The organism is Paracoccus amoyensis (assembly GCF_014490725.1).
Taxonomy (GTDB): Bacteria; Pseudomonadota; Alphaproteobacteria; order Rhodobacterales; family Rhodobacteraceae; genus Paracoccus; species Paracoccus amoyensis.
Genome location: NZ_JACOQL010000002.1, coordinates 224,442 through 246,542, shown reverse-complemented (window position 1 = coordinate 246,542; position 22,101 = coordinate 224,442). Strand labels below are relative to the sequence as shown.

Annotated in this window: 22 protein-coding genes and 1 pseudogene; 11 read left to right on the top strand and 12 right to left on the bottom strand. The window is 57.6% G+C overall.

The features are described 5' to 3' along the window. The first annotated feature begins 3 nt into the window (after positions 1 to 3). From H4P12_RS06045 to H4P12_RS06030, 4 genes are all read left to right on the top strand, one after another. Positions 4 to 972 carry a TRAP transporter substrate-binding protein gene (locus H4P12_RS06045; RefSeq protein ID WP_187792748.1) on the top strand — a complete coding sequence of 323 codons (969 nt, stop codon included), beginning with the start codon at positions 4 to 6 and terminating at the stop codon, positions 970 to 972. Between the two features lie 6 nt (positions 973 to 978). After that, complete coding sequence (locus H4P12_RS06040) at positions 979 to 1,473, top strand: TRAP transporter small permease (protein WP_187792746.1); 495 nt, start codon at positions 979 to 981, stop codon at positions 1,471 to 1,473. Then, positions 1,466 to 2,755: a TRAP transporter large permease gene (locus tag H4P12_RS06035; protein ID WP_187792744.1), complete on the top strand. Its 1,290-nt coding sequence runs from the start codon at positions 1,466 to 1,468 to the stop codon at positions 2,753 to 2,755. Before H4P12_RS06040 ends, H4P12_RS06035 begins: the two co-directional genes overlap by 8 nt. 90 nt (positions 2,756 to 2,845) lie before the next feature. Further along, a complete protein-coding gene (locus H4P12_RS06030; RefSeq protein ID WP_187792743.1) occupies positions 2,846 to 3,187 on the top strand; it encodes a DUF2853 family protein in 342 nt (113 codons plus the stop codon). On the opposite strand, the gene H4P12_RS06025 is transcribed toward H4P12_RS06030, so the two are convergent. Then, positions 3,178 to 3,798, bottom strand: a complete 621-nt coding sequence (locus H4P12_RS06025; RefSeq protein WP_187792741.1) for an enoyl-CoA hydratase-related protein — start codon at positions 3,796 to 3,798, stop codon at positions 3,178 to 3,180. The genes H4P12_RS06030 and H4P12_RS06025 overlap by 10 nt on opposite strands. A 75-nt stretch (positions 3,799 to 3,873) precedes the next feature. Here H4P12_RS06025 and H4P12_RS06020 point away from each other — a divergent pair, with 75 nt between their 5' ends. From H4P12_RS06020 to H4P12_RS06010, 3 genes are all read left to right on the top strand, one after another. Further along, on the top strand, positions 3,874 to 5,562 hold the full coding sequence (locus H4P12_RS06020) for a DUF2125 domain-containing protein (protein ID WP_187792739.1): 1,689 nt from the start codon (positions 3,874 to 3,876) through the stop codon (positions 5,560 to 5,562). 101 nt (positions 5,563 to 5,663) lie between these two features. Continuing rightward, complete coding sequence (locus H4P12_RS06015; protein WP_187792738.1) at positions 5,664 to 7,028, top strand: TldD/PmbA family protein; 1,365 nt, start codon at positions 5,664 to 5,666, stop codon at positions 7,026 to 7,028. Beyond that, complete coding sequence (locus tag H4P12_RS06010; RefSeq protein WP_187792736.1) at positions 7,015 to 7,809, top strand: inositol monophosphatase family protein; 795 nt, start codon at positions 7,015 to 7,017, stop codon at positions 7,807 to 7,809. Before H4P12_RS06015 ends, H4P12_RS06010 begins: the two co-directional genes overlap by 14 nt. Here H4P12_RS06010 and H4P12_RS06005 read toward each other — a convergent pair. From H4P12_RS06005 to H4P12_RS05975, 7 genes are all read right to left on the bottom strand, one after another. Further along, positions 7,806 to 8,450 carry a PqiC family protein gene (locus H4P12_RS06005; protein ID WP_246448975.1) on the bottom strand — a complete coding sequence of 215 codons (645 nt, stop codon included), beginning with the start codon at positions 8,448 to 8,450 and terminating at the stop codon, positions 7,806 to 7,808. The genes H4P12_RS06010 and H4P12_RS06005 overlap by 4 nt on opposite strands. A gap of 3 nt (positions 8,451 to 8,453) precedes the next feature. Next, positions 8,454 to 10,523 (bottom strand): MlaD family protein, encoded by a 2,070-nt coding sequence (locus H4P12_RS06000; RefSeq protein WP_187792734.1) that lies wholly within the window; start codon positions 10,521 to 10,523, stop codon positions 8,454 to 8,456. An 8-nt stretch (positions 10,524 to 10,531) separates the two neighbouring features. Beyond that, positions 10,532 to 11,200: a paraquat-inducible protein A gene (locus H4P12_RS05995; RefSeq protein WP_187792732.1), complete on the bottom strand. Its 669-nt coding sequence runs from the start codon at positions 11,198 to 11,200 to the stop codon at positions 10,532 to 10,534. Further along, positions 11,197 to 11,748, bottom strand: a complete 552-nt coding sequence (locus tag H4P12_RS05990; RefSeq protein ID WP_246448973.1) for a paraquat-inducible protein A — start codon at positions 11,746 to 11,748, stop codon at positions 11,197 to 11,199. The genes H4P12_RS05995 and H4P12_RS05990 overlap by 4 nt, the downstream gene beginning before the upstream one ends. A gap of 189 nt (positions 11,749 to 11,937) precedes the next feature. Then, positions 11,938 to 13,728, bottom strand: a complete 1,791-nt coding sequence (locus H4P12_RS05985; RefSeq protein WP_187792730.1) for a histidine kinase dimerization/phosphoacceptor domain -containing protein — start codon at positions 13,726 to 13,728, stop codon at positions 11,938 to 11,940. 8 nt (positions 13,729 to 13,736) lie between these two features. Next, the gene (locus H4P12_RS05980; protein WP_187792728.1) at positions 13,737 to 14,303 is read right to left on the bottom strand and encodes an RNA polymerase sigma factor; all 567 of its coding nucleotides are present in this window, start codon (positions 14,301 to 14,303) and stop codon (positions 13,737 to 13,739) included. A 45-nt stretch (positions 14,304 to 14,348) separates the two neighbouring features. After that, complete coding sequence (locus H4P12_RS05975; RefSeq protein ID WP_187792727.1) at positions 14,349 to 14,495, bottom strand: NepR family anti-sigma factor; 147 nt, start codon at positions 14,493 to 14,495, stop codon at positions 14,349 to 14,351. Between the two features lie 94 nt (positions 14,496 to 14,589). Between H4P12_RS05975 and H4P12_RS05970 the strand changes: the two genes are divergently transcribed. Next, positions 14,590 to 15,393 (top strand): response regulator, encoded by an 804-nt coding sequence (locus tag H4P12_RS05970; RefSeq protein WP_187792725.1) that lies wholly within the window; start codon positions 14,590 to 14,592, stop codon positions 15,391 to 15,393. A 31-nt stretch (positions 15,394 to 15,424) separates the two neighbouring features. Here the strand turns inward: H4P12_RS05970 and H4P12_RS05965 are convergent, their stop codons facing one another. The 4 genes and pseudogenes from H4P12_RS05965 to H4P12_RS05950 all read right to left on the bottom strand — a co-directional run bounded on the left by H4P12_RS05965 (position 15,425) and on the right by H4P12_RS05950 (position 18,490). Beyond that, a complete protein-coding gene (locus H4P12_RS05965; RefSeq protein ID WP_187792724.1) occupies positions 15,425 to 16,312 on the bottom strand; it encodes a YihY/virulence factor BrkB family protein in 888 nt (295 codons plus the stop codon). Positions 16,313 to 16,358: 46 nt separating this feature from the next. Then, positions 16,359 to 17,060 (bottom strand): DNA polymerase III subunit epsilon, encoded by a 702-nt coding sequence (dnaQ, locus tag H4P12_RS05960; protein ID WP_187792722.1) that lies wholly within the window; start codon positions 17,058 to 17,060, stop codon positions 16,359 to 16,361. Continuing rightward, positions 17,053 to 17,639, bottom strand: a pseudogene (gene coaE, locus H4P12_RS05955) (dephospho-CoA kinase). Before coaE ends, dnaQ begins: the two are co-directional and overlap by 8 nt. Next, the gene (locus tag H4P12_RS05950) at positions 17,636 to 18,490 is read right to left on the bottom strand and encodes a shikimate dehydrogenase (RefSeq protein WP_187792720.1); all 855 of its coding nucleotides are present in this window, start codon (positions 18,488 to 18,490) and stop codon (positions 17,636 to 17,638) included. Before H4P12_RS05950 ends, coaE begins: the two are co-directional and overlap by 4 nt. 483 nt (positions 18,491 to 18,973) lie before the next feature. Here H4P12_RS05950 and H4P12_RS05945 point away from each other — a divergent pair, with 483 nt between their 5' ends. The 3 genes from H4P12_RS05945 (at position 18,974) to mnmE (ending at position 22,092) form a co-directional block, all read left to right on the top strand. Further along, a complete protein-coding gene (locus H4P12_RS05945) occupies positions 18,974 to 19,420 on the top strand; it encodes a CopD family protein (RefSeq protein ID WP_187792719.1) in 447 nt (148 codons plus the stop codon). A gap of 128 nt (positions 19,421 to 19,548) precedes the next feature. Further along, complete coding sequence (gene rho, locus H4P12_RS05940; protein ID WP_187792717.1) at positions 19,549 to 20,820, top strand: transcription termination factor Rho; 1,272 nt, start codon at positions 19,549 to 19,551, stop codon at positions 20,818 to 20,820. Between the two features lie 9 nt (positions 20,821 to 20,829). Further along, positions 20,830 to 22,092 carry a tRNA uridine-5-carboxymethylaminomethyl(34) synthesis GTPase MnmE gene (mnmE, locus tag H4P12_RS05935; RefSeq protein WP_187792715.1) on the top strand — a complete coding sequence of 421 codons (1,263 nt, stop codon included), beginning with the start codon at positions 20,830 to 20,832 and terminating at the stop codon, positions 22,090 to 22,092. Positions 22,093 to 22,101 lie beyond the last annotated feature (9 nt).

Below are 22,101 nucleotides of genomic sequence, written 5' to 3'. Positions count from 1 at the left end.
TCCATGAAACACCTGTTCACCGCCGCATTGCTCAGCGCGGCAGTCGCAGTTCCGGCTGCCGCGCAGGAAATCAAGATCGGCTATGCCTTGGCCGAAGACAGCCATTACGGCGCGGGTGCCAAGGCGTTCGAGGCATCGCTGACCGAAAGTCTGGGCGATCAATTCACCTTTCGTCATTTCCCGTCCTCTGGGCTGGGCGGCGAGCGTGAAGTGATTGAAGGCTTGCAGCTTGGCACCGTTGAAATGACCATCGTATCCAGCGGCACCCTGTCGAATTTCGTGCCCGAGGCGGGCGTGTTCGACGTGCCCTTCCTGTTCCGCGACAAAGCCCATGCGCGCGCGGTGCTGGATGGCGAGATCGGTCAGGAAATTCTGGCGAAGTTTGATGATGCCGGCCTGCATGCGCTGGCATGGGGCGAGCAGGGCTTTCGCCACATCACCAACAATCGCGGCCCGATCCAGACCCCCGCAGATGCACAGGGGCTGAAGATCCGCACCATGGAAAACCCGGTGCATATCGAGGCGTTTCGCGCACTTGGCGCTTCGCCGACGCCCATGGCATGGCCCGAAGTGATCGGCGCATTGGAGCAGGGTGCCATCGACGGTCAGGAAAATCCGCTATCCGTGGTCGTATCAGCCAAACTGAACGAGGTTCAGAAATATCTGACGCTTGACGGCCACGTCTATTCGCCCGCAATGATTCTGGTATCGCCGCAATTGTGGGGCAAGCTGGACGATGATCAGAAAGCCGCATTCCAGAAAGCAGCAGCCGCGGGGGTGCAGGCGATGCGCGATTACGTGGATGAGGTTGACGCTTCCGGTGTCGCCGCGCTGAAAGCGGCCGGGATGGAAGTCAATGAGCTGACCGACGAGGAAAAAGCCGCGTTCCGCGCCGCTTTGGATGCCCCCTACAAGGAGTATGAAGCGCAATTCGGGAAAGAGTTGATGGACCGCATTCAGGCCGTCCAGTAACCCGCCATGCGCCGGATTGAAAATGCCTTTGTCACGCTGAATGGGGCAGTCCTTGTTTTGGGGCTGGCCTTCATGTCGGTGGTCGTCGGCTGGAACGTGTTCGCCCGATACGCCCTGCCCAGTGCGCCAGCCTGGGCGGATGAGGTTGCGCGTTATTCGATGATCTGGCTTACCTTTCTGGGTGCCGGGCTTGCGCTACGCGAAGGGGCGCATGCCGCCATCGCCAATGCGCAAGAAGCGCTGCCCAGTCCGGCGCAGCGGCTGGTTCGAATTCTTATCCTGTTGATCATGTTCGGCTTTTTTGCCTATATGGTCTGGGTCGGCATCGACTATATGAACCGCATGTCGGTTCAGAAATCGGCGGCGCTGCGCGTGCCGATGAAATGGGTCTATGCCGCGATGCCGGTTGGTTTCGTTCTGCTGATGATCCATCTGGCCCTGATCGCGCCGCGCTATCTGCGGGCAGGTTTCCAGTATTCGGACGAGGCGCACGTTGGCTGAAATCCTGATCATCGCCTTCTTCATCCTGCTGATCCTTGGCGTTCCGGTGGCCTTTTCGCTGGCCATCGCGGCCTTTGCGGCGGTTGGTCTGTCGGGACGCTATCCCACCGTTGTCGTGGTGAAAGAGATGTTCACGGGGCTGGACAGCTTTCCCCTGCTGGCAGTGCCGTTTTTCATTCTGGCAGCGGAAATCATGTCCTCGGGTGCGATTTCGCGGATGCTGCTGCGCTTTGCGTCGCAATTCGTCGGACATTTCCGGGGCGGTCTTGGCTATGCCAACGTCCTGACCGCCACGCTGTTCGCAGGGATTTCAGGTTCGGCCCTGGCCGCCGCTGCGGGACCGGGCGCGATGATGGCCAAGATGATGGAGCGAAGCGGCTATTCCAAATCCTATGCCGGCGCGCTGACGGTGTCTGTCTCGGTCGTCGACCCGATCATCCCACCCTCGATCACCATGATCATCTATGCCCTGCAAGACCGGAACGTCTCGGTCGGGTCGCTGTTCATGGCGGGTATCCTGCCCGGCATCCTGATTTCCGGCGCGATGGCGGGCGTGAACTGGTGGATCAGCCGCAAGCGGAATTACCGCAGCGAGGATATCCGTCCCTCGGCCCGCGAGATGCTGCTGAATACCGCCAAGGCCCTGCCTGCATTGCTGCTGATCGTGCTGATTATCGGCGGCATTCGCGGCGGTATCTTTACCCCGACCGAGGCTTCGGTGATCGCGGTCTTTTACGCCATCATCGTCAGCATGGTGGTCTATCGCGGTTTCAGCCTGCACGATCTGTGGGCGGCGTTCCTGCGATCTGCGATCATGTCAGTGGCGGTGCTGATGATCCTTGCAGCCGCACGTGCCTTTGCCTGGGTGCTGATCATCGAAGGCGTGCCGCAAGCCATGGCCGACGCCGTGATCGCGATGAACCTGTCGCCCATCGCGTTTCTGCTGATGGTGAACCTGCTGCTGCTGATCTTTGGCATGTTCATGGACCCGCTGCCGGGGGTGATGATCCTTGTCCCGATCCTTGCGCCGATCGCCTATGGCCTTGGGATCGCGCCGGACCACTTTGCCATCGTGATGATCGTCAACCTGACCTTCGGCCTGATGACGCCGCCCGTCGGTGGGCTGATCTTTGTCGTGGCGACCGCGACCAAGCAACGGCCATCAGCCATCATTCGGGAATTACCGCCATTTTTCCTGGCTGCGATCATCTGCCTGCTGATCCTGACATTCGTGCCGGGACTGTCGACATGGCTGCCAGGCCTGACGGGCTTCAACCACTGATTCGCGCAAAGCCCGTCAAAACACTTGATATTAGTTTACTCTGCCAGCATCCTTTTCCCGCCACACCCACGAACAGGGAGCGAGGGAAGTATGAGCAAGCGCGACGAGCTGATCGCAAAATATGCGGCTGACATCAAAGAAAAGCTGGGCGAAACACCCGACATGGATCTGTTGACCAAGGTCACGATCGGCTGCGGGCCGTCCATCTATAACGCGGATTCCGAAACCGTTTCAGCCAGCGATCAGACAGAACTGGACCGGGTTCGCGACAACTTTCTGGTCAAGAAGCTTGGGCTGGCCAACGGCCCGGAATTGATGGATGCGATAAACAGCGCCATCGACAAATACGGTCGCTCGAACCGCAACAAATATCGCGCGGTGCTGTATTACATGCTCACCCGGCATTTCGGGAAACAGTCCGTTTACGGCTGATCCAGCATCGACTTGATCGCGGCCACATGATCCGGCGCGGCGGCCAGACAGTCGCCCGCCAGCCCCTTGGTCGCGGCCAGTAACGCATCGCCGGGCACAATCCGGTCAATCAGCCCCCAGGCCAGTGCTTCGGGGGCGTCGATCTTTTGACCCGCCATCAGGATCATCTTGGCGCGTGCCGGGCCGACCAGGGCCCGCAAACGTGGCGGATCGGCAGGCTGCGGCAGAAAGCCCAGCTTCATTACCGGATAGAAGAACTTCGCCTCGGGCACGGCGATCCGCAGATCACAGGCCAGCGCCATGCCAAAAGCCCCGCCAGCCAATGTGCCGTTCAGTGCCGCAATGGTCAGGCAGGGCATGGCCGCTATCTGCGACGACAGCCGGTCCCAGACATGCGACGTGGCAAGGCCTGCCTTTGCCTCATCCAGATCGGCGCCGGCTGAAAAAACCTTGCCGGCCCCTGTCAATATGACGGCTCTGCAGCCATATCGTGACAGATCCGACAGTTTGTCTGTCAGGTCGGTCAGCATCGCCCCGGTCAGTGAGTTGGCCTTTTCGGGACGATTGATCGTCAAAATCGCCAATCCATCCTGAAGATCACATAAGATCACGGAATGTTCCCTTTCCCTTGCGATTGTGCTGTGTCAGACATTCAGCAACCAACGCATTTTCGAAAGGTATCCGGTATGTTCCGTTCGCTTGCAACCTCGGCAATCGCACTAATCGCGGGCGCGGCACCCGTTCTGGCTGATATTACCCCGGCCGAAGCATGGGAAAGCCTGACCAAGAACTACACCGATTTCGGCTATGAACTGACAACCGGGAATGTTGATGACGCGGGCAATACTCTGACCGTCACGGACGCCGTTCTGTCGATGAACAGCGCACAGGGACCGACCACGATCACCATTCCGAAAATGATCTTTACCGAGACCGGCGATGCCAAGGTCCGTGGGGTCATGGAAGGCGATATCGCCCTGTCTGTCACCTATCAGGTGCCCGATGAGAAAGCCCTTGAAGAGGCGATGAACGATCAGGCCGGCCCCGCGCCGACAGATGGCGCCGAGGGTGAAACCACCCCCGAAGAAAGCGCCGAAGCCCCTGCCGAGGAAGGCACCGCTGAGGACGCGACCAGCGACATGGACATGGTCGATGTCCAGATGACGGGCAAGATGACCGCGCCAAACAACGAGATGCTGATCTCGGGCTCGGTCGAAGACACGCTGTATGAATATAACTATCCCTCGATGGTGGTAGATCTTCAGGTTCCTGTCGATCAGGAATCAGATGTGACAATGCCGATCAAGGCAGAGATCACCGATCTGAAGGGCACGCAGCGCAATGTTAAGGCCGACGGCACTGAACAGACCTTCGACCTGACGGCTGCCATGTTGGCTATCGGTTCGGACTGGAAAGTTCCTGCAAATGGCACGGAATCCAGCGGCGGCGATCTGACCTTCAACATCGCCTTCAATAATCTGGCCAGCAAAGGGAATGCGAATACGCCCTCTGGCGAGTTCGATCTTGGCACCCAGATGGCAGAAGCCTTGGCCGCCGGCATGAATTTCGACGCCACTGCTGCCTATGAATCGATTGCCGGCACCTTCAAAATGAACGCCGAGGCCAATGGCCCTGAAAATCCGGCGAAAAATGCCGAAGGCATGTTCAGCGCCGGTTCGGGCGATATTTCGTTCAAGATGTCATCGGATGGCATCACCTATGGCGGCAAGGCGGCTGACACCAAGGTCGAGATGAGCAGCTCGGACCTGCCTTTCCCGATCACCTATGCGATCAAGGAAACCTCTGGCGACATCGCCTTCCCGGTTCAAAAGGGCAACGAGGCGCAGCCATTCACGCTGGCCTATGCGCTAAGCGGGCTGACCATGGGCGATGAAATCTGGGCCTTGTTCGATCCGAATGGCGCCCTGCCGCGCGATCCGGCCAGCCTGTCGATTGATGTTCAGGGCGACGCATTGGTGACGATGAATATTTTCGATCCCGCGCTCAGCCAGCCGCAGGTCGATGCCAGCGGCATGCCCATCGCCCCGCCGGTTCCGTTTGAACCGAAAAACCTGAAGATCAACCGTGTGGCACTGGATGCTGTCGGGGCGAAAGCCGATCTGGTGGGTGATCTGGACTTCAGCCAGAACCCGAACGATCCCACGGGTAAGATCAATGGCACCTTCGAAGGCGTGAACGGTCTGCTGGACAATCTGGTCAAGACCGGCCTTGTTCCGCAGGATCAGCTGATGGGGATGCGCATGATGCTGGGCATGTTTGCCAAGCCTGTCGAGGGCGAAACCGACAAACTGCAGACCGAGATTGAATTCCAGTCGGGCGGCAAGGTCTTTGCCAACGGTCAGCAAATCAAGTGATCTGATCCCTTGCATGGTCAGGGCCGGAGCCATTGCTCCGGCCCTTTTCATTTGCGAAATTCGCTTTGGCGGGACAAAAAGGCATCAAACAGGAGTCCCGGATGAGCAGTAATGCCAATACGCCCCCCGATCTTCAAACGCTTGCTGAATCGCTGATCACAGCGGCCCGGCGCGCCGGCGCGGATCAGGCCGATGCCTTGGCGATGCATGGCCAGTCCGTCAGCATCGATGTGCGAAACAAGTCGCTGGAACATGCAGATCGCGCCGAAGGGGTCGAGATCGGGCTGCGGGTGTTGGTTGGCGGAAGGCAGGCCAATGTATCCGCATCAGATCACAGCGACGCCACCATCCAGCAAATGGCCGAGCGCGCCGTTGCCATGGCCAGGGAGGCGCCTGTCGACGACTATCTGGGGTTGGCCGATCCCGATCAGCTTTCCACAGCGCGCGACGCTGCGGGGTTGGAGATCAGCGACGATCAGCCCGATCCACAGCCCGATTGGCTGCAGGAACTTGCCTTGCGGGCCGAAGCAGCGGCCCTGACCGAACCCGGGATCACGCAGGTCGAAGCATCGAATGCCGCATTCAGCCGACGGTCGATGTGGCTGGCGGCAAGCAACGGGTTTTCGGGCGGATATGGCCGCACGACACATGCCATCTCGACCGTCGCAATCACTGGCGAGGGTTTGAACATGGAACGGGATTACGCTGCTGAATCCCGTATCTGGGCCAGCGATCTGCCTGAACCAGAGGAAATCGGCCGTCTGGCGGCGCTTCGAACGCTGGAACGCGCCGGATCAAGAAAGCCGCCGACGGGCGCATTCCCGATCCTGTATGACCGCCGGGTTTCCGCATCCTTGATCGGGCATCTGCTGTCGGCTGTGAATGGTGGCGCAATCGCCCGCGGCTCAAGCTGGCTACGCAAGGCGCTGGACGCACCTGTTCTGCCCGCGGGGATAGATCTGATCGAAGATCCCCATCGGTTGCGCTATCCGTCATCACGGCCATTCGATGCCGAAGGGTTGGCGACAAGGCAGCGCAGCATTGTTGCCGGTGGCGTGCTGCAGGGCTGGACACTGGATCTGGCGACAGGACGCAAGCTGAATATGGACAGCACGGCATCCGCGTCGCGCGGATTGTCGTCGCCGCCTTCGCCAACCAACAGCAATGTGGTCCTGACCAAAGGAAATCACTCACAACAGGAACTGATCGCAGATATGGGGCGCGGCCTGATCGTGACCTCGATGCTGGGTTCGTCGGTCAATGGGACGACGGGGGACTATTCGCGTGGCGCTGCTGGTTTCTGGGTTGAAAATGGGCAGATCGCCTATCCGGTCAACGAATGCACGATCGCGGGGAACCTGCGCGATATGCTGATGACGCTGATCGTCGCAAATGACGCCCTGCCGTGGCGCGGGTCCGAGGTTTCCAGCCTGCTGGTCGAGGGGATGACCGTTGCCGGCGCCTGAGGACGATCTGACGCTGTTGGTCGATGCCGCCCGGGACGCAGGACAGATTGCCCTGCGCTATTGGAAACAGGATCCCGTCGCGTGGGAAAAGGACGATGATGCCGGCCCCGTGACCGAGGCCGATTTGGCTGTGAACGAAGCCCTGGAGAAAAAGCTTCTGTCGGCGCGACCCGATTACGGTTGGCTGTCCGAGGAAAGCGAGGCCGATCCATCGCGGTTGGACGCAGAATATTGCTTTATCATCGACCCGATTGACGGCACGCGTTCGTTTATCGCGGGGCAAGACGGTTTTGCCCATTCGCTTGCGGTCGCACGCGGCAGCCAGGTGATTGCCGCCGTTGTCTATTTGCCGGCACGCAACATGATCTATACCGCCTATGAAGGTGGCCCCGCCTTGCGCGATGGCCAATCCATCAGGCCCACTGCTGTCAGTATCCAAGGCGCGACCGTTCTGACCTATCGCGCCGCGACCGAAGCCGGCTACTGGCGCGACGGCAAGGCCCCGCCGTTCATCCGCGAATTCCGGCCGTCTTTGGCATGGCGTTTGTGCCTTGCCGCCGAAGGCCGCTTCGATGCGGCGCTGTCTTTGCGCACCGCATGGGAATGGGATATTGCGGCGGGCAGTCTGATTGCTGAACGGGCAGGGGCGATTGCCACTGATCGCAATGGCGGCGCGATGCGATTCAACAGCCCAAAGGCGATGGTGGACGGCCTGATCGTGGCCGGTCCACGGTTGCATGGTGAAATTCTGGACGCATTGACGCCGGAAAAGGCGTCCTAGAACAGCGGTTCAAGATCGGCAAAGGGATCGGGCTGCGTCTGTGTGGCAATCGTTCGGCCCGGACCCGAAAGCGTCGCAATCTGCTGGGCCAGCAGGGAAATCGCCTGCGATGCCGCCGCCGCCGTCTGACCGGGGGATTCGCTTTGCATCGGCACCACGATATCGAAGTTGCGGGCATGGTTTGTCCCGCCCCCACGATCATCTGAAACGAAGTAGCGGCCCGACAGGCGATAGGTATTATTCGCCTGTGCCAATGCGCGTTCGACCCGCACCTCCAATACACGCTGCGGCGGCTCGGCCAGGGGCCATGGCTCGCCAATCACGGTCGCGCCGGATGCATCTGAAATTGCCCGGGCCAGCGTCAGGGTAAAGGCACGTTCAGGGTTGTCTGCCCAAAGATTTCTGGGCGACGACCGGACGGCACCATCGGGCGTTTGATAGGCGACTTCTTCGTCCGAAGCATATCCGGGCAGCGACACATCTTTCAGCTCTGCCGTGCCAAGGCGGTTCGGCACCTGCCCGATGGCGGGCGGGGGGTCGATCAGATAACGGGCCGTCTTTTCAGGGTTGGAACATGCGGTTAGTGCCAGCAGGCCAACCCCGGTCAGCGTTCCAATGCGCATGTAGTTAAGCAGGGTCATCGTTTATCGTCCCAGAATAAAGGCTTGCGGATTGCGTTCGATCATCCGTGCCAGTGAACCAAATGACGCCGTCGCCCGACGCAATTCGCGCAGCATGCCGATCGCCTCGTTGTTGAAGGCCGAGCGATCGCCATAGGCCGCCAGCACAGCATCTGCCCGCGCAGCCGTCGCCTGCAGCCGCTGAACCAACTGCGGCAGATCCTGAACAGCCTTGGAAATCTCATCCGCAGCCGTGCTTGCGGAATCCAGTGCGTTGTTCAGGCTGCCCGCCGCATTGCCATCGCGCAGATCGTTCAACAGCCCCGATGCGGCCTCTAGCGTATTGGACAGGTTGCGCGGCAGTTGTTCTGCATCCTCGGTGCCAAGGATGGCACGGATATCGGCAAGAATACCTTCGGCCTGCGCGCTGATTTCAGCAAAGCCGAATTCTTCCATCTTGGCGGCGGCGGCGTCGATCTGCCTGACCATTTCGGGGGCATCAGCCGCGGCCAGCTTGATCGATTCCGCGGCGGCCGAGGCTTCCTCGACCAAACGTGAAATGCTTGCGGCGGTGTCCTTTTCGCGCAGTTCCTTGGTGATACCACTGATATCCGTTGCGGCGGCCTGTGCCTGATCCAACGTTTCGCGCAATGCCCCGGGAATGGCCCGTGTATCTTGCGAGTTGGCAATGGCCGTGACGCTATCCATCATATTCGTGGCAGATTTCAGAACATCCTCAAGCGGCAGGTTGCCGATACGGTTCAGGAAGCCCTCGGCGCTGGCCGTAAAGTCTTCAAGATTGCCTTCGACCGACGGCATGATCGGGTTCGGATCGCCAGCCATGTCGATGCTTGCAGGCTCGGCGTCGTCGATCTGAACCAATTCGACTTTCAGCGACAGGCCAAGCAGTCCGGCGCTTGCGACACGAGCGCGCAGGCCGCCCTCGACCGCCTGTTCCAAAAATGCCAAGGCATCTTCTTTGGTTGCGCCCGGGTCCAGCCCCAGCCTGCCCGGCGAAATCGCAAGTGTGACCTGCTGCATGACCTCGGGTTCGTTGTTCGGATCGGTCGCATTCTGGATGACAACCGCCAACCCGTTGACCTGACCGATATTCAGGCCCTGAAATTCAACAGCAGCGCCTTTTTCCAACCCCTGCAACGAGTCGTTCACATACATCGTCAGGTAAAGAACATCGCCCGGATTGCCGGCAAGAATGTCATTGCGGGCCGTATCCTCATCCGGTTGCATTGGGAATATATGCCCGGCCTCGACCTGCTGGCCGCCACTGACAAGCGTATCAAATGCCACCCCGCCCTGGAGCAGCGACGACAGCGAACTTACGTTGAAGGCGACCCCGCGCACACCCAGAGACAGCGAAAACCCGGATGTGTTCCAGAACACTGTCGAGGTCGTCAGCTTCCCATCATGCGGCGCTTCGATGAACGCATCTGCAATAACCATGTCGTCGTTTTCTGACAGCCGCAGATTTTCCATCCGCCCAACCTGTAACCCGCGATACAGGACCGGAGCGCCTTCGGTCACTCCGTCGGCATTTTCCATCGACAAGGTAACCCACGTCCCTTTGGCATCTTCGCGGATCAATGGGGGACGGGCCAAACCAATGAAGTGGGTTTTCGGTGCGGTCACTTCGGCGTTCCAATACCCCTCGATGAAAGAGCCGCTGAGAACGGTATCAAGACGGGTCACCCCCTGTGCAGTGACCTGTGGGCGAACGATCCAGAAAGCCGCGTCATCGTCGATATACCGCGCGATTTCCTTTTCAACGCGGATTTCCACAATCACCTTGGAAAGGTCGGGCGTAAAGCGCACCGATTCAACCTGACCCACCGTGATTTCGCGAAAGCGCAACGTGGTTTCGCCCGGCTTCACGCCGGTCGCATCTGAAAATTCGATTTCGATCAGGGGGCCGCGGTTGCTATAGGCATTAAGGGCAATCGCCAGGGTTACGACCAGCGCCAGAATGGGCACCAGCCATATAACGCTCAGTCCCGCCTGTGCGGCGCGTTTGGCGGTCTTGCGAACCGGACTTGCTGGTTTCAGCGGCTGAGGATGTTGCGCGGATTCATCGCTCATAGGGTGTCTTATCCCGTCCCTTCGTTATCCGTCCGGCTTCTCAGCGGCAGGCCGCGCCAGATCAATCTTGGATCAAAGCTTTGCGCCGAAAGCATTGTAAAGGCAACCGATAGCGCAAAAGACACCGCAGCAGGCCCCGGATGGATCGAGGCGACGAAGCCTAATTGCACCAGTGCCGATGTCACCGCGACCACGAACACGTCGATCATGGACCAACGGCCGATAAATTCGACGATTTCATAAACATGCAGTCGACGATGCGCCTGATCGACCGTCGCGGGGCGACCTGCGGCCAAGGCCAGCCATGCGATCGAGACGAATTTCGCAATCGGCACAATGATCGACGCCACGAACACGATTGCCGCGATGTCGTAGCTGCCGTGCTGGACAAGCTGAACCACGCCTTCAAGAATCGTGGATTCGGTATTTCCGGCCAGCCCGCCCAGTGATCTCGTGCTCATCATCGGAAACAGGTTTGCAGGGATATAAGTGATCAGACCCGCAAACCACCACGCCCAGACCGCCTGCAACGACCGGCGGTCCGGTGGCACCAATTTTGCGCCGCATCTGTGGCAATGTGTTTCGGATAGCGGCCAGACGCGTCCGCAACTGCGGCAACCAAGCAGCCCGGCGCGATGTGCTGTTGGAACAGGGCGGTTCGTCTCTGCGGCGCTCATCCGGTCTGACCCTCGACCATCTCACGACCATCGGTTGGCACGCCCGCGTCTTCGATCGCGTCCCAGATCGTTGTCTGGCACATGAAGCCCCGTGCCGCGACGTTCACAAGCACCAGCGCACAAAACGCCCAGAAGGCGGGACCAAGATGGACGGTTGCCAATCCAGCAATCTTGACCAATGCAACCGCCGTGCCGATGATAAAAATCTCGGCCATCGACCACGGTCGCAACTGTTCGGACCAGCGAAACGCCGTAGCGGCATATTGATAGGGTTGATGGCCCTTTGCCAACGGCAGCAGCGTATAAAGCAACAGGAATGAGCGAAAGATCGGCAGGCCGACAACCAGCAGCAACAGCACAAGGACCAGCGGTAGCAAAAGCCCCTCGGCAAACGCCATTGCCACCCCGAACAGCGAGGTCGCATTACCGAAACCCATTCGGGAGATTTCAAGAAACGGAAAGAATATCGCCCCGATCAGAAGGATCATCGAGGTAAAGGACAGCGCGATAAGCTGGATAAAGGCGCCGCCACGGGATTTTGCCAACATACCTCCGCACCGAATGCATTTCGCGGTTTCGCCTGCGGTCAGCTCTTCCTCGATATGCAAGGTATCGCATCGGGGGCATGCGATTAGCCCCTGGCCGGTCGTCAGATTGTAAGTGTCTGGCTGCTGCATCATATGCCTAAGATAAGCGCGGTTAGGGGCGGCGCAAGCGTTATGCGGCCGCCCCTGCGTCTAGTGGCGCGCACCCTCACGCGCGGCAGAGGTCAAAACGACGCTTCGTGGATCGCTTGTTCCACCCAAAACACCGCTGTCGATGGCAAACTCAAGCTTCAAAGTGAAGCTATCGTCGTCGGTTTCTATGACGGCTTCACCTTCAAGCTGTGTCGAAAATGCCTCGATCAATTGGCTGCCAAGGCCGGTGCTTTCACTGTCCAGAACCTGATCGCCCACCGAGTTCGAAATTTCCAGCAATGCACGCCCCGGTTCCGTCGTCACCAGACGGACCCGGACCCATGCACGATCCGCATCCTTGGGAATACCCGCGTATTTAATGGCATTCGTGACGGCTTCAGTCGTCAGCAGCGACAATGGGATTGCCTGATCCGGCAACAGCACCAGCGGCTGAATTTCGGTTTCAATCTTCAGATCACCGGATGAATTGATCGAGGCATTGGCCATTTGATTGATGATATCATCAATAAGCCGGCCCGCCTCGACCGCGTCCAGATGTTCTGCCTGATACAGATTGCGATAAATCGTCGCCAGCGCCGCCACCCGGTCCTGAACGGAACGCAGCACGGCTTTGGCGTCGGGATCGTCAATCATGCGACCCTGCATGTTGATAATCGACGCAATCAATTGCAGGTTATTCTTGACGCGGTGGTGGACCTCTTTCAGCAGAACCGTCTTTTCATTGACGGCTTCCTCCATCGCTTCTTCATCGCGGATCAGAATGCGCGCCATATTGTGAAAGGTCTGGCTGACATCGGCAATTTCCGCTGGCGCATGATTCAGCACTGGCGGCGGTTCCGAACGATTGCCGATGGCAAAGCGGCGCATCTGCCCGCGAAGAACGGTGATGTGCCGTAAAACCATGCGAAATACCGCAAAGTAGGCCACCGCCAATGATACCAGCCAAAGCGCAATCGGAACTGCGACAGCACCAAAGCGGGACAACTGGAACAGCCCGGCGCCTACGGTTTTGGGGCTCCAGCTTCCCAAGGCATAGACCAGACCCGGCACAACCGGAACGACGGTAAAGACCCGGATATTGCCGTTGTTGTCACGCGCGCGGAAGGTCGTATCGCTGCTGGAAAGCAGGTTCACCAGTTCGGTGTTCTGCGGAAGGATATCGGCGTTCATATTCTGATCGTCACCATCCTGCGACAAGACCTGTCCGCGGTGATTGAAGGTGACGATGCGTGCTCCTTGTGTGCCAAGAGTCAGATCGTGGGTCGAGCGCAACAACTCATATGTCAGTGCCAGCGCTATATAGCCCAGCAACTCGCGATCACGATACAGGGGCTGCATCACCACAACAACGGGCCGTTTGCTGATCGGGCCGGATTCCAACGCGGTGACCAGCGTCCCCGGCTCTGCAAGGAATTGTTGGTATGCGGTAGATTCCCGCATATCGATCGTCTGGCCGTTCGGAGCAGACGAACAAGTGCTATAACCGTCTTTCCGAACAAAACTGGCTGAAACATAGGTCGCACTGCGCTGAATAAAATTGCGCATCAGTTCCGAACACAGGGCCGGCTGATCCATCAGATCCAGCACCCCCGGACCAAGCGCGTCGGCCGATCCCAAGGCACTGTGCAGCAGGGCGCGTTCGCCCGCCGCCGCCGAGGTCGTTCGACCAAGTAACGCAATTTCAACGCTCTGCTCGGCTGAACGGACAAGGTTGAAATTCTGGATAAGCGAAATCAGCGCCAGCGGCAAAATCGCCACCGACAGCAACGCGCCCAGGCGAAAACCCAGTTTGCGCGTAAAGCTTAGCCTATCGCCAAACCGCCGGAACACCGGCGGCCTTACCGGGAAATCGTCTGGTTGGACGCCATGATGGCAAGCGTCGCCGGATCGGTCATGTCCATTTCCTCACCATCCGCCAGATGCAAAAGTTCGGCCAGCTTTCTGCGCCCACGATTTGCACGTGATTTGACAGTGCCAATTGCGACACCCGTCATGTCCGCAGCTTCCTCGTAGGAAAAACCCGAGGCGCCCACCAAAATCAGGGCTTCGCGCTGCTCATCGGGCAATTGTTCGAACGCGGCACGAAAATCGCGCATCGCCAGCCGGCCATCATGTTCAGGCCGGGTTGCCTGGCGCGCGGCATGAATCCCGTCCGTATCGCTGACCTCACGCTTGGTCTTGCGACGGGCCGAATAGAATGTATTCCGCAAGATCGTGAACAACCAGGCGCGCAAATTCGTGCCGGCCTGAAATTTGTCCATATTCGTCCACGCTTTGACGATGGTGTCCTGCACCAGATCGTCTGCCGAAGCCCCTTCGCGCGTCAGCGACAGCGCAAAGGCACGAAGCGCGGGAAGATGCCCGACCAGCTCATCGCGCGGATCGGTAGAGTCGGATTTTTTCATATTTTCACCATAGCCAAACCGTCCACAGAAGCACAGACAGTGACTTCATTCCTGCTCTTTCAGTTTTTTGAGCAGATCAAGGAACCGGTCGGGAATTTCTTCCGTGATATCCTGTTCGTAGACACGCTTTAGGTTCTCGTCGATTTGTTGTTCGACTGCTGCCTTTCGACGCTCATCTCGCTTTGGTGTCATTCTTTTGTTAGTCCTGGAAATCTTGTGCGCACCCTTAGCAACATGTAGGGGTGCGGTATAGTTCCTCGAAATACGGGAATAAGGACAAGAAAAAATGTCTTCTGCCGATCTCGCAAACTCCATCGGACGCGAGCTTCCATATCTGCGTCGTTACGCACGCGCATTGACGGGTAGCCAAAGCGCGGGCGACAACTATGCCGCCGCAACCCTTGAAGCCATCCTGACCGACCGTTCGATCCTGAATGGCGAAGACGATGTCCGTCTTGGGCTATACCGCGCCTTCCATGCCATCTGGCAAAGTTCGGGTGAGCCGGTCGAGGAAGTCGAGCTGACCACCCGCGAACAACGCACACAGGATCACCTGCGCAAACTGACGCCAAATTCACGTGAAGCCCTGCTTTTGCGCACCATAGAAGAACTGCGCAACGACCAGATCGCCCGCGTGATGCAGGTCGATGAGGCCGAAGCCGCCGAATTGGTGCAGATCGCCCTGACTGAAATGGGCAGCGCCGTCCGCGGCAAAGTCATGGTCATCGAAGATGAGATGATCATCGCGATGGACCTGAAAGGGATCGTGCAAGCGATGGGCCATGATGTCACCGGCGTCGCCCGCACGCATACCGCCGCCATCGAGTTGGCCGAAAAACAGCGCCCTGACCTGATCCTGGCGGATATTCAGCTGGCAGACGGGTCGTCGGGGGTAGAGGCGGTCAATGAGCTTCTGGCAAAACTGGGTGATCTGCCGGTGATCTTTATCACGGCATTCCCGGAACGGCTGTTGACGGGTGAACGCCCCGAGCCCGCCTTCCTGATCTCGAAGCCCTACAGCGAAGAACAGGTTCGCTCGGCTGTCAGTCAGGCGATGTTCTTTGCATCGACCGAAGGCCTGGACGCCTGATCCAGCGAAATCTGACTAAAAAAAGCGCCGGTTACTCGGCGCTTTTTTTTAACTGCTTCAAAGACTCTCGGGCTTCGCGGGCAGCTTTCAGACGACGTCGGCGGGCAAGTTCGACATTGATCAGCGCCCCCAGCAGCACTGAAAAACCCGCCAGATAGAACCACATCAACAGCGCGACCACAGTCCCGATGGACCCGTAAATGCGGTTATAGCTGTTGAAGCTGCCCAAATAGGCCGAAAATCCGACCGATGCTGCCGCCCACAACATCGCAGCAAACAACGCCCCCCACGTGAATATCGAGGTTCTGGGCATCTTTACGTTCGGGCCATAGCGATAAATTATCCCGATCCCCAGGATCACAACGGCAAACATACCCGCCCAGGGAAGTCCGGCCAGCAGTCGTGCGTTCGCCGGCCCCAAGGGCAGAAAATTCAGCAGCAGCGGAACGATGACAATCGTCGCCAATCCGGCAAGACTGATCCCGACGATCGCCATGGTCAGCGCATAAGCCAGGAAAAAGCCGAAGATCGTTGAATGGCCGCGCACGCCATAAGCAGCATTCAACCCGCGAATCAGGGCATCCACACCCGCACGGGCTGAAATCGTTGCAATGCCAAAGGACACGAATGAGGTCCAACCGACCGACGTTCGCCCTGCCGATGTCAGCGATCTGATCTGGGCGTCGATGATCTCGGCCGATCCTTCGGGCAAGAACTCGTGGGCGACATCGACATATGCCATGATCGCATCCGGATCGAACCACAGGCTCCACAGTGCGATGATCGCCGCCAGGCCCGGAAACACCGCGAACATCGCGTAAAATGCCACGCCTGCAGCGATCAAACCCATATGAGTTTTGTCCATCCGCTCGAATATTGCGGACCAGAAAGACCAGAAATCGCGTAACCAGACGAGCATGGATCCTACAATTGCAGCCAGAATGCTGTGTTGCTGATACAACGGATCAGGTCGAATATCGCGCCCAGATCGATTCCTGGCCCAATTTGACCAAAAATTCAGCGTGGGCTGTGGCTTCTTCGTCAGTCAGACGCGATGGCAAGGGCGCGGGCCGCTGCGTCCGAGGACGGGGTTGACCATCCTCCTGCACTTCGCTTTTGGCCTGTCCCGGCTGATCCAGTATGAAATCAGGCTGCCGCCCGCCGACCAGTTCAAGATAAACCTCGGCAAGCAATTCGCTGTCCAGCAACGCGCCGTGAAGCTCGCGTGACGAGTTGTCGATACCGAACCTGCGGCACAATGCGTCAAGTGAAGCAGGCGAGCCCGGAAATTTTTCACGCGCAACCGCCAGGGTATCCAGCGCACGGGACCAGGGAATGACCGGAAAGCCGGCCCGCCTCAACTCGGCATTCAGGAATTTCATGTCGAAGCTGGCATTGTGGATCACCAGCTTTGCGTCATCCGCGATGAAGTCGACGAATTCCTGTGCAATCTCGGCAAATTTTGGTTTTCCGCGCAGGAAATCATCGCCCAACCCGTGGACATCAAACGCTTCTTTCGGCATCGAGCGTTCAGGATCGATGTAAAGATGTAGCGTGCGTCCGGTGGGCAGGTGGTTCATCAGTTCCAGTGCCCCGATCTCCACGATCCGATCAGCGCCTTCGGCGTCGAAACCGGTGGTTTCGGTATCCAGAACAATCTCACGCATGGGTGGCGATTTCCTTGATGATGCGGGTAACGGCGGCTTTCGCCCCGTCTATCGTATCCGTTGGAATGATCCAATCGGCCCGCGCACGCTTTTCGGCGTCAGGCATTTGGCGGGACAGGATCAGCGCCAATGTTTGTGGCGTCATCCCGGGTCTGGCCATCACCCGCTGCGCTGCGTTTCGGCGTCGGTTGTCACAACAGCGACGCCATCCATCTGATTTTCATAACCATTTTCGAACAGAAGCGGGATATCCAGCAGGACAATTGGCGCGTCGCGATGTTCCGCAATGAACGCCTGCCGGGCTGCGGCGACCAGGGGGTGAACGATCGCTTCCAACTGATCCAGCGCAGTGGAATCCGCAGCAAGAACCTGCTTCAGCGCGGCACGGTCGATACCGCCATCAACATGTGCCGATGGGAAGGCATGGCCAACAGGTGAAACCGCCGCCCCGCCCGGCGCATAAAGGCGATGCACCGCGGCGTCGGCATCCCAGACAGGGACCCCCAGATCGCGAAACATCTGGGCGGTCGTGGACTTTCCCATGCCGATGCTGCCGGTAAGTCCCAAAAGATAGGTCATGCAAGAACGGCCCTGCGCAGATCTTCATCGATTTCGGGACGACGACCAAACCAACGTTCGAACCCCGGTGCGGCTTGATGCAGCAACATTCCCAAACCATCCACGATCTTACACCCCCGGTGTTGGGCCTCGATCAGCAGGGGGGTCATTAACGGTGCATATACCAGATCGGTGACCAGACTGTCAGGGCTGAGTGCATCCAATGGCACCCGCAACGGATGTTTGCCCTCCATCCCCAACGACGTCGCATTCACAACCGTTGCTGCACCATCAAGCATATTCCCGGCCTGAGCCCAGTCATAAACGACCAGACGTGCACCAAATTCCGCCTTGATCTGTTCGGCTCGGATGCGGGTGCGGTTGGTGATGCGTATTTCCTTGACCCCGCTGTCCAGAAGCGACGCAACAACAGCCCGCGCTGCGCCACCAGCACCGATGATCGCGGCCGGACCCGCATCGGGCTGCCATTCCGGCGCCGATTGCCGAATATTCGCGATGAAGCCGTAACCGTCTGTATTATCCGCGTGGATTTTTCCGTCAGGCCTGAAGATGAGGGTATTTGCGGCGCCAATCAGTGCAGCACGATCCGTCACGAAATCCGCCAGTGCCAAAATCGCCTCTTTATGCGGAATGGTGACATTCGCCCCGACGAATCCTGCACGCGGCAGAACGCGCAACACCTCGGCCAGATGCTCGGGCATGACCGGCAAGGGAACGTAATGCCCCCTGATGCCGTAGCGTTTCAGCCAGTGACCATGCAATTGCGGCGAACGCGAATGGGCGATCGGCATCCCGATCACGCCAGCCAACGGAATATCGGAAAGTGGCTTCGGTGTCAGATCATCAGACATGGGCAATCACTCATAAGGCTTTGGGCAGCATAAGCCTTTGTCCTGTGTGACAAAAGCCTTCCCGTCAGCGAAATTTATCGCCCATTTTCCGTCCGAGATCCCCCTGTGGATAACTTCGCGGAGGAATCGGGGCGAGGCTTGTGGGACGTCACAGAGAAAAATCTGTCGCCCGATTTTTGGGCTGGAACCTTTCAGGAACGAAGCCTTTCTATCCACATATGGACAAATCATCGCCGAAAAACGGACTTCTGTGGATAGTTCGGTTACGCAGAATCCTTCCGCACCTTTATACACAATTCAAGTGCATGTTTTAATGATATTTTCTTATGAAAACGGATTCTACACACATACTTATCCACAGCCCCAGAATCGTGGATGAAGGCGAGCATTTATGCTTTATCCGGCTGTCCACAGGCCCTACATCAACAACATCCTTATATCTTCTTATCTTTTAATTAAGAAGAAGAAGGCGAAAGAGAGCCTATGACCGACCTGTTGAGCATGCTTTATCCCTACGTGAAGGCTTTTCACGTGATGGCCGTCATTTCCTGGATGGCGGGGCTTTTCTATCTGCCCAGATTGTTTGTCTATCACGCCGAAAGATCGGCCCAAGGTCACGAACCGACAGCCAGCTTTGTGATCATGGAGCAAAAATTACTGAGAATGATCATGAATCCGGCGATGATCGCGACGTGGATCAGCGGTCTGTGCTTGGTCATGACGCCCGGCATCGTCTCCTGGGCCCTGATTTGGCCCTGGACCAAGGCTGGCTGTGTTCTGGGGATGACCTGGTTTCATATGTGGTGTGCCCGTCAGAGGCGTCTTCTGGAGGCAGGGAAAGGAAAAGACGGTCGCTATTATCGGATGATGAACGAGGTTCCGACCTTGTTGATGATGGTCATTGTTCTGTCCGTCATCGTGAAATTCTGACAGATTGATTGACTTTTGAGCGATCAGCCCCTATTTCGCCGCCAAGCCCTGCCGTCCGGTAAGGGGATTCCCATTTTATAACTTGACTGACTGACTGCGATTTCGTGGTGCAGCCGTAGGTGAACCATATGACCGAAGAACGTTTGAATCTGTCCGATCTTAAAGCGAAAAGCCCTGCTGACCTGCTGTCCATGGCAGAAGAGTGGGAGGTTGAGAACGCTTCGACCATGCGTAAGGGCGAGATGATGTTCTCGATCCTGAAAGAGCATGCGGAAGAAGGGTGGGAGATTGGCGGCGAAGGCGTGCTTGAGGTTGTTCAGGACGGTTTTGGGTTCCTGCGTTCAACCGAAGCGAACTATCTTCCCGGCCCCGACGATATTTATGTCAGCCCTGAAATGATCCGCCAATATGCCCTGCGGACGGGCGATACGGTTGAAGGCGTCATCCGTGCGCCCGGCGAAAACGAACGCTATTTCGCCCTGACAAAGGTCGAACGTATCAACTTTGAAGACCCTGAAAAGGCACGCCACAAGGTCGCGTTCGACAACCTGACACCGCTCTATCCAAATCAGCGCCTGAATATGGAAATCGAAGATCCGACGATCAAGGATCGCTCGGCGCGGATCATCGATCTGGTGGCCCCGATCGGGAAGGGACAACGCTCTTTGATCGTGGCACCGCCGCGAACAGGTAAAACGGTTCTGTTGCAGAACATTGCCCATTCGATCGAAAAAAATCACCCGGAATGCTACCTGATCGTTCTGCTGATCGATGAACGCCCTGAGGAAGTGACCGATATGCAGCGCAGCGTGCGCGGTGAGGTCATTTCGTCGACTTTTGATGAACCGGCAAGCCGTCACGTTGCCGTCTCTGAAATGGTGATCGAAAAGGCCAAGCGTCTGGTAGAACATAAGCGAGATGTTGTTATCTTGCTGGATTCAATCACAAGACTTGGTAGGGCGTTCAACACTGTGGTGCCAAGCTCTGGTAAGGTGCTGACAGGTGGTGTTGATGCCAATGCGTTGCAGCGCCCGAAACGCTTTTTCGGTGCCGCACGGAACATCGAAGAGGGTGGCTCGCTGACGATCATTGCGACGGCGCTGATTGATACCGGCTCGCGTATGGATGAAGTCATTTTCGAAGAGTTCAAGGGCACAGGGAACAGCGAAATCGTTCTGGATCGTAAGGTTGCGGATAAACGCGTGTTCCCGGCTATGGACATTCTGAAATCCGGCACGCGGAAAGAAGAACTTTTGGTCGATGCCAAAGATCTGCAAAAGACATATCTGTTGCGCCGCATTCTGAACCCGATGGGCACGACTGACGCCGTTGAGTTCTTGATTTCAAAGTTGAAGCAAACCAAATCGAATGCAGAGTTTTTCGATTCGATGAACGCCTGACGGGGCATCATGGACGTAATTTTTGCAGAAGCCACTCCGTCTGGGCGGGGTGGCGTTTCCATTGTTAGGCTAAGCGGATCTGGCGCACGCGCCGCGGCAGAGTATTTGGCGGGTGAGCTGCAATATCCGCGGCAAGCCTATTTGCGTGAACTGCGTCATGGTGATGAACTTCTGGATCATGCCCTGGTTTTGTGGTTTGAGGCGGGCCATAGCTTTACCGGCGAGGAAGTCGCAGAACTGCACCTGCATGGCGCACCTGTCATTGTCAGGCGCGTCTTGCGCTTTTTTGCGGCACAAGGTCTGCGACCGGCGGAAGCGGGTGAGTTTACGCGGCGTGCATTCCTTAACGGCAAGATGGACCTGGCGGAAGTCGAAGGGCTGGGAGATCTGCTTGAGGCTGAAACCGAGGCGCAGCGCAGGTTGGCATTGCGGCTAGCAGGTGGAGAACTTGGCCGACGCACGGAAAGATGGCGAAATATGCTGATCCGGGCAGGCGCTTTGGTCGAATCGAGCGTAGATTTTGCCGATGAAGACGTCCCCGACGATGTTCCACTGGAAGTGTTCCATCTTTTGGCTGATCTGCGCAGCCAGTTGGATTCCGAGATTTCCGGCTATGCAGCGGCCGAGCGAGTTCGCGCAGGATTTGAAGTGGCGATCATCGGGCCGCCAAACGCAGGCAAGTCCAGTCTTATCAATCGAATTGCCAAACGTGAAGTTGCGCTGGTGTCCGATATCGCCGGAACGACCCGAGACATCATTGAACTGAGGATTGATTTGCAGGGATTAGCCGTCACCTTGCTGGATACGGCCGGTTTGCGTGATACGGACGATCAGATAGAAATGATGGGCGTTGATCGTGCAAAGCAACGTGCAATGGCTGCGGATATTCGGGTTCATCTGAGTGACACCGGCCAAAAGGATCAAAGACTGTGGCAGGAGGGAGATATTCTGTTGCAGACTAAATCGGATCTTCGTCATGCCGAAAAAAATGCCATTTCCAGCTTTACGGGCGAGGGGATAGATGAATTTCTGCACCAGCTTTTTCTGAATCTGTCCCAAAGGACCATCAGTGCTGGATTGGTAAGTCATGAACGACAGCTGTTGTCGTTGATTGACGCCCATAAAGCTTTGGAAGGTATCGAGGGACTTCCGCCAGAAATTTTGGCGGAAGCTATTCGGAGCGCCGCAAGCTCACTAGATCGTTTACTTGGCAGAATCGGAGCAGAAGAGTATCTGGATGTGATCTTCACGTCGTTCTGCATTGGGAAATAGGGTGTTTCA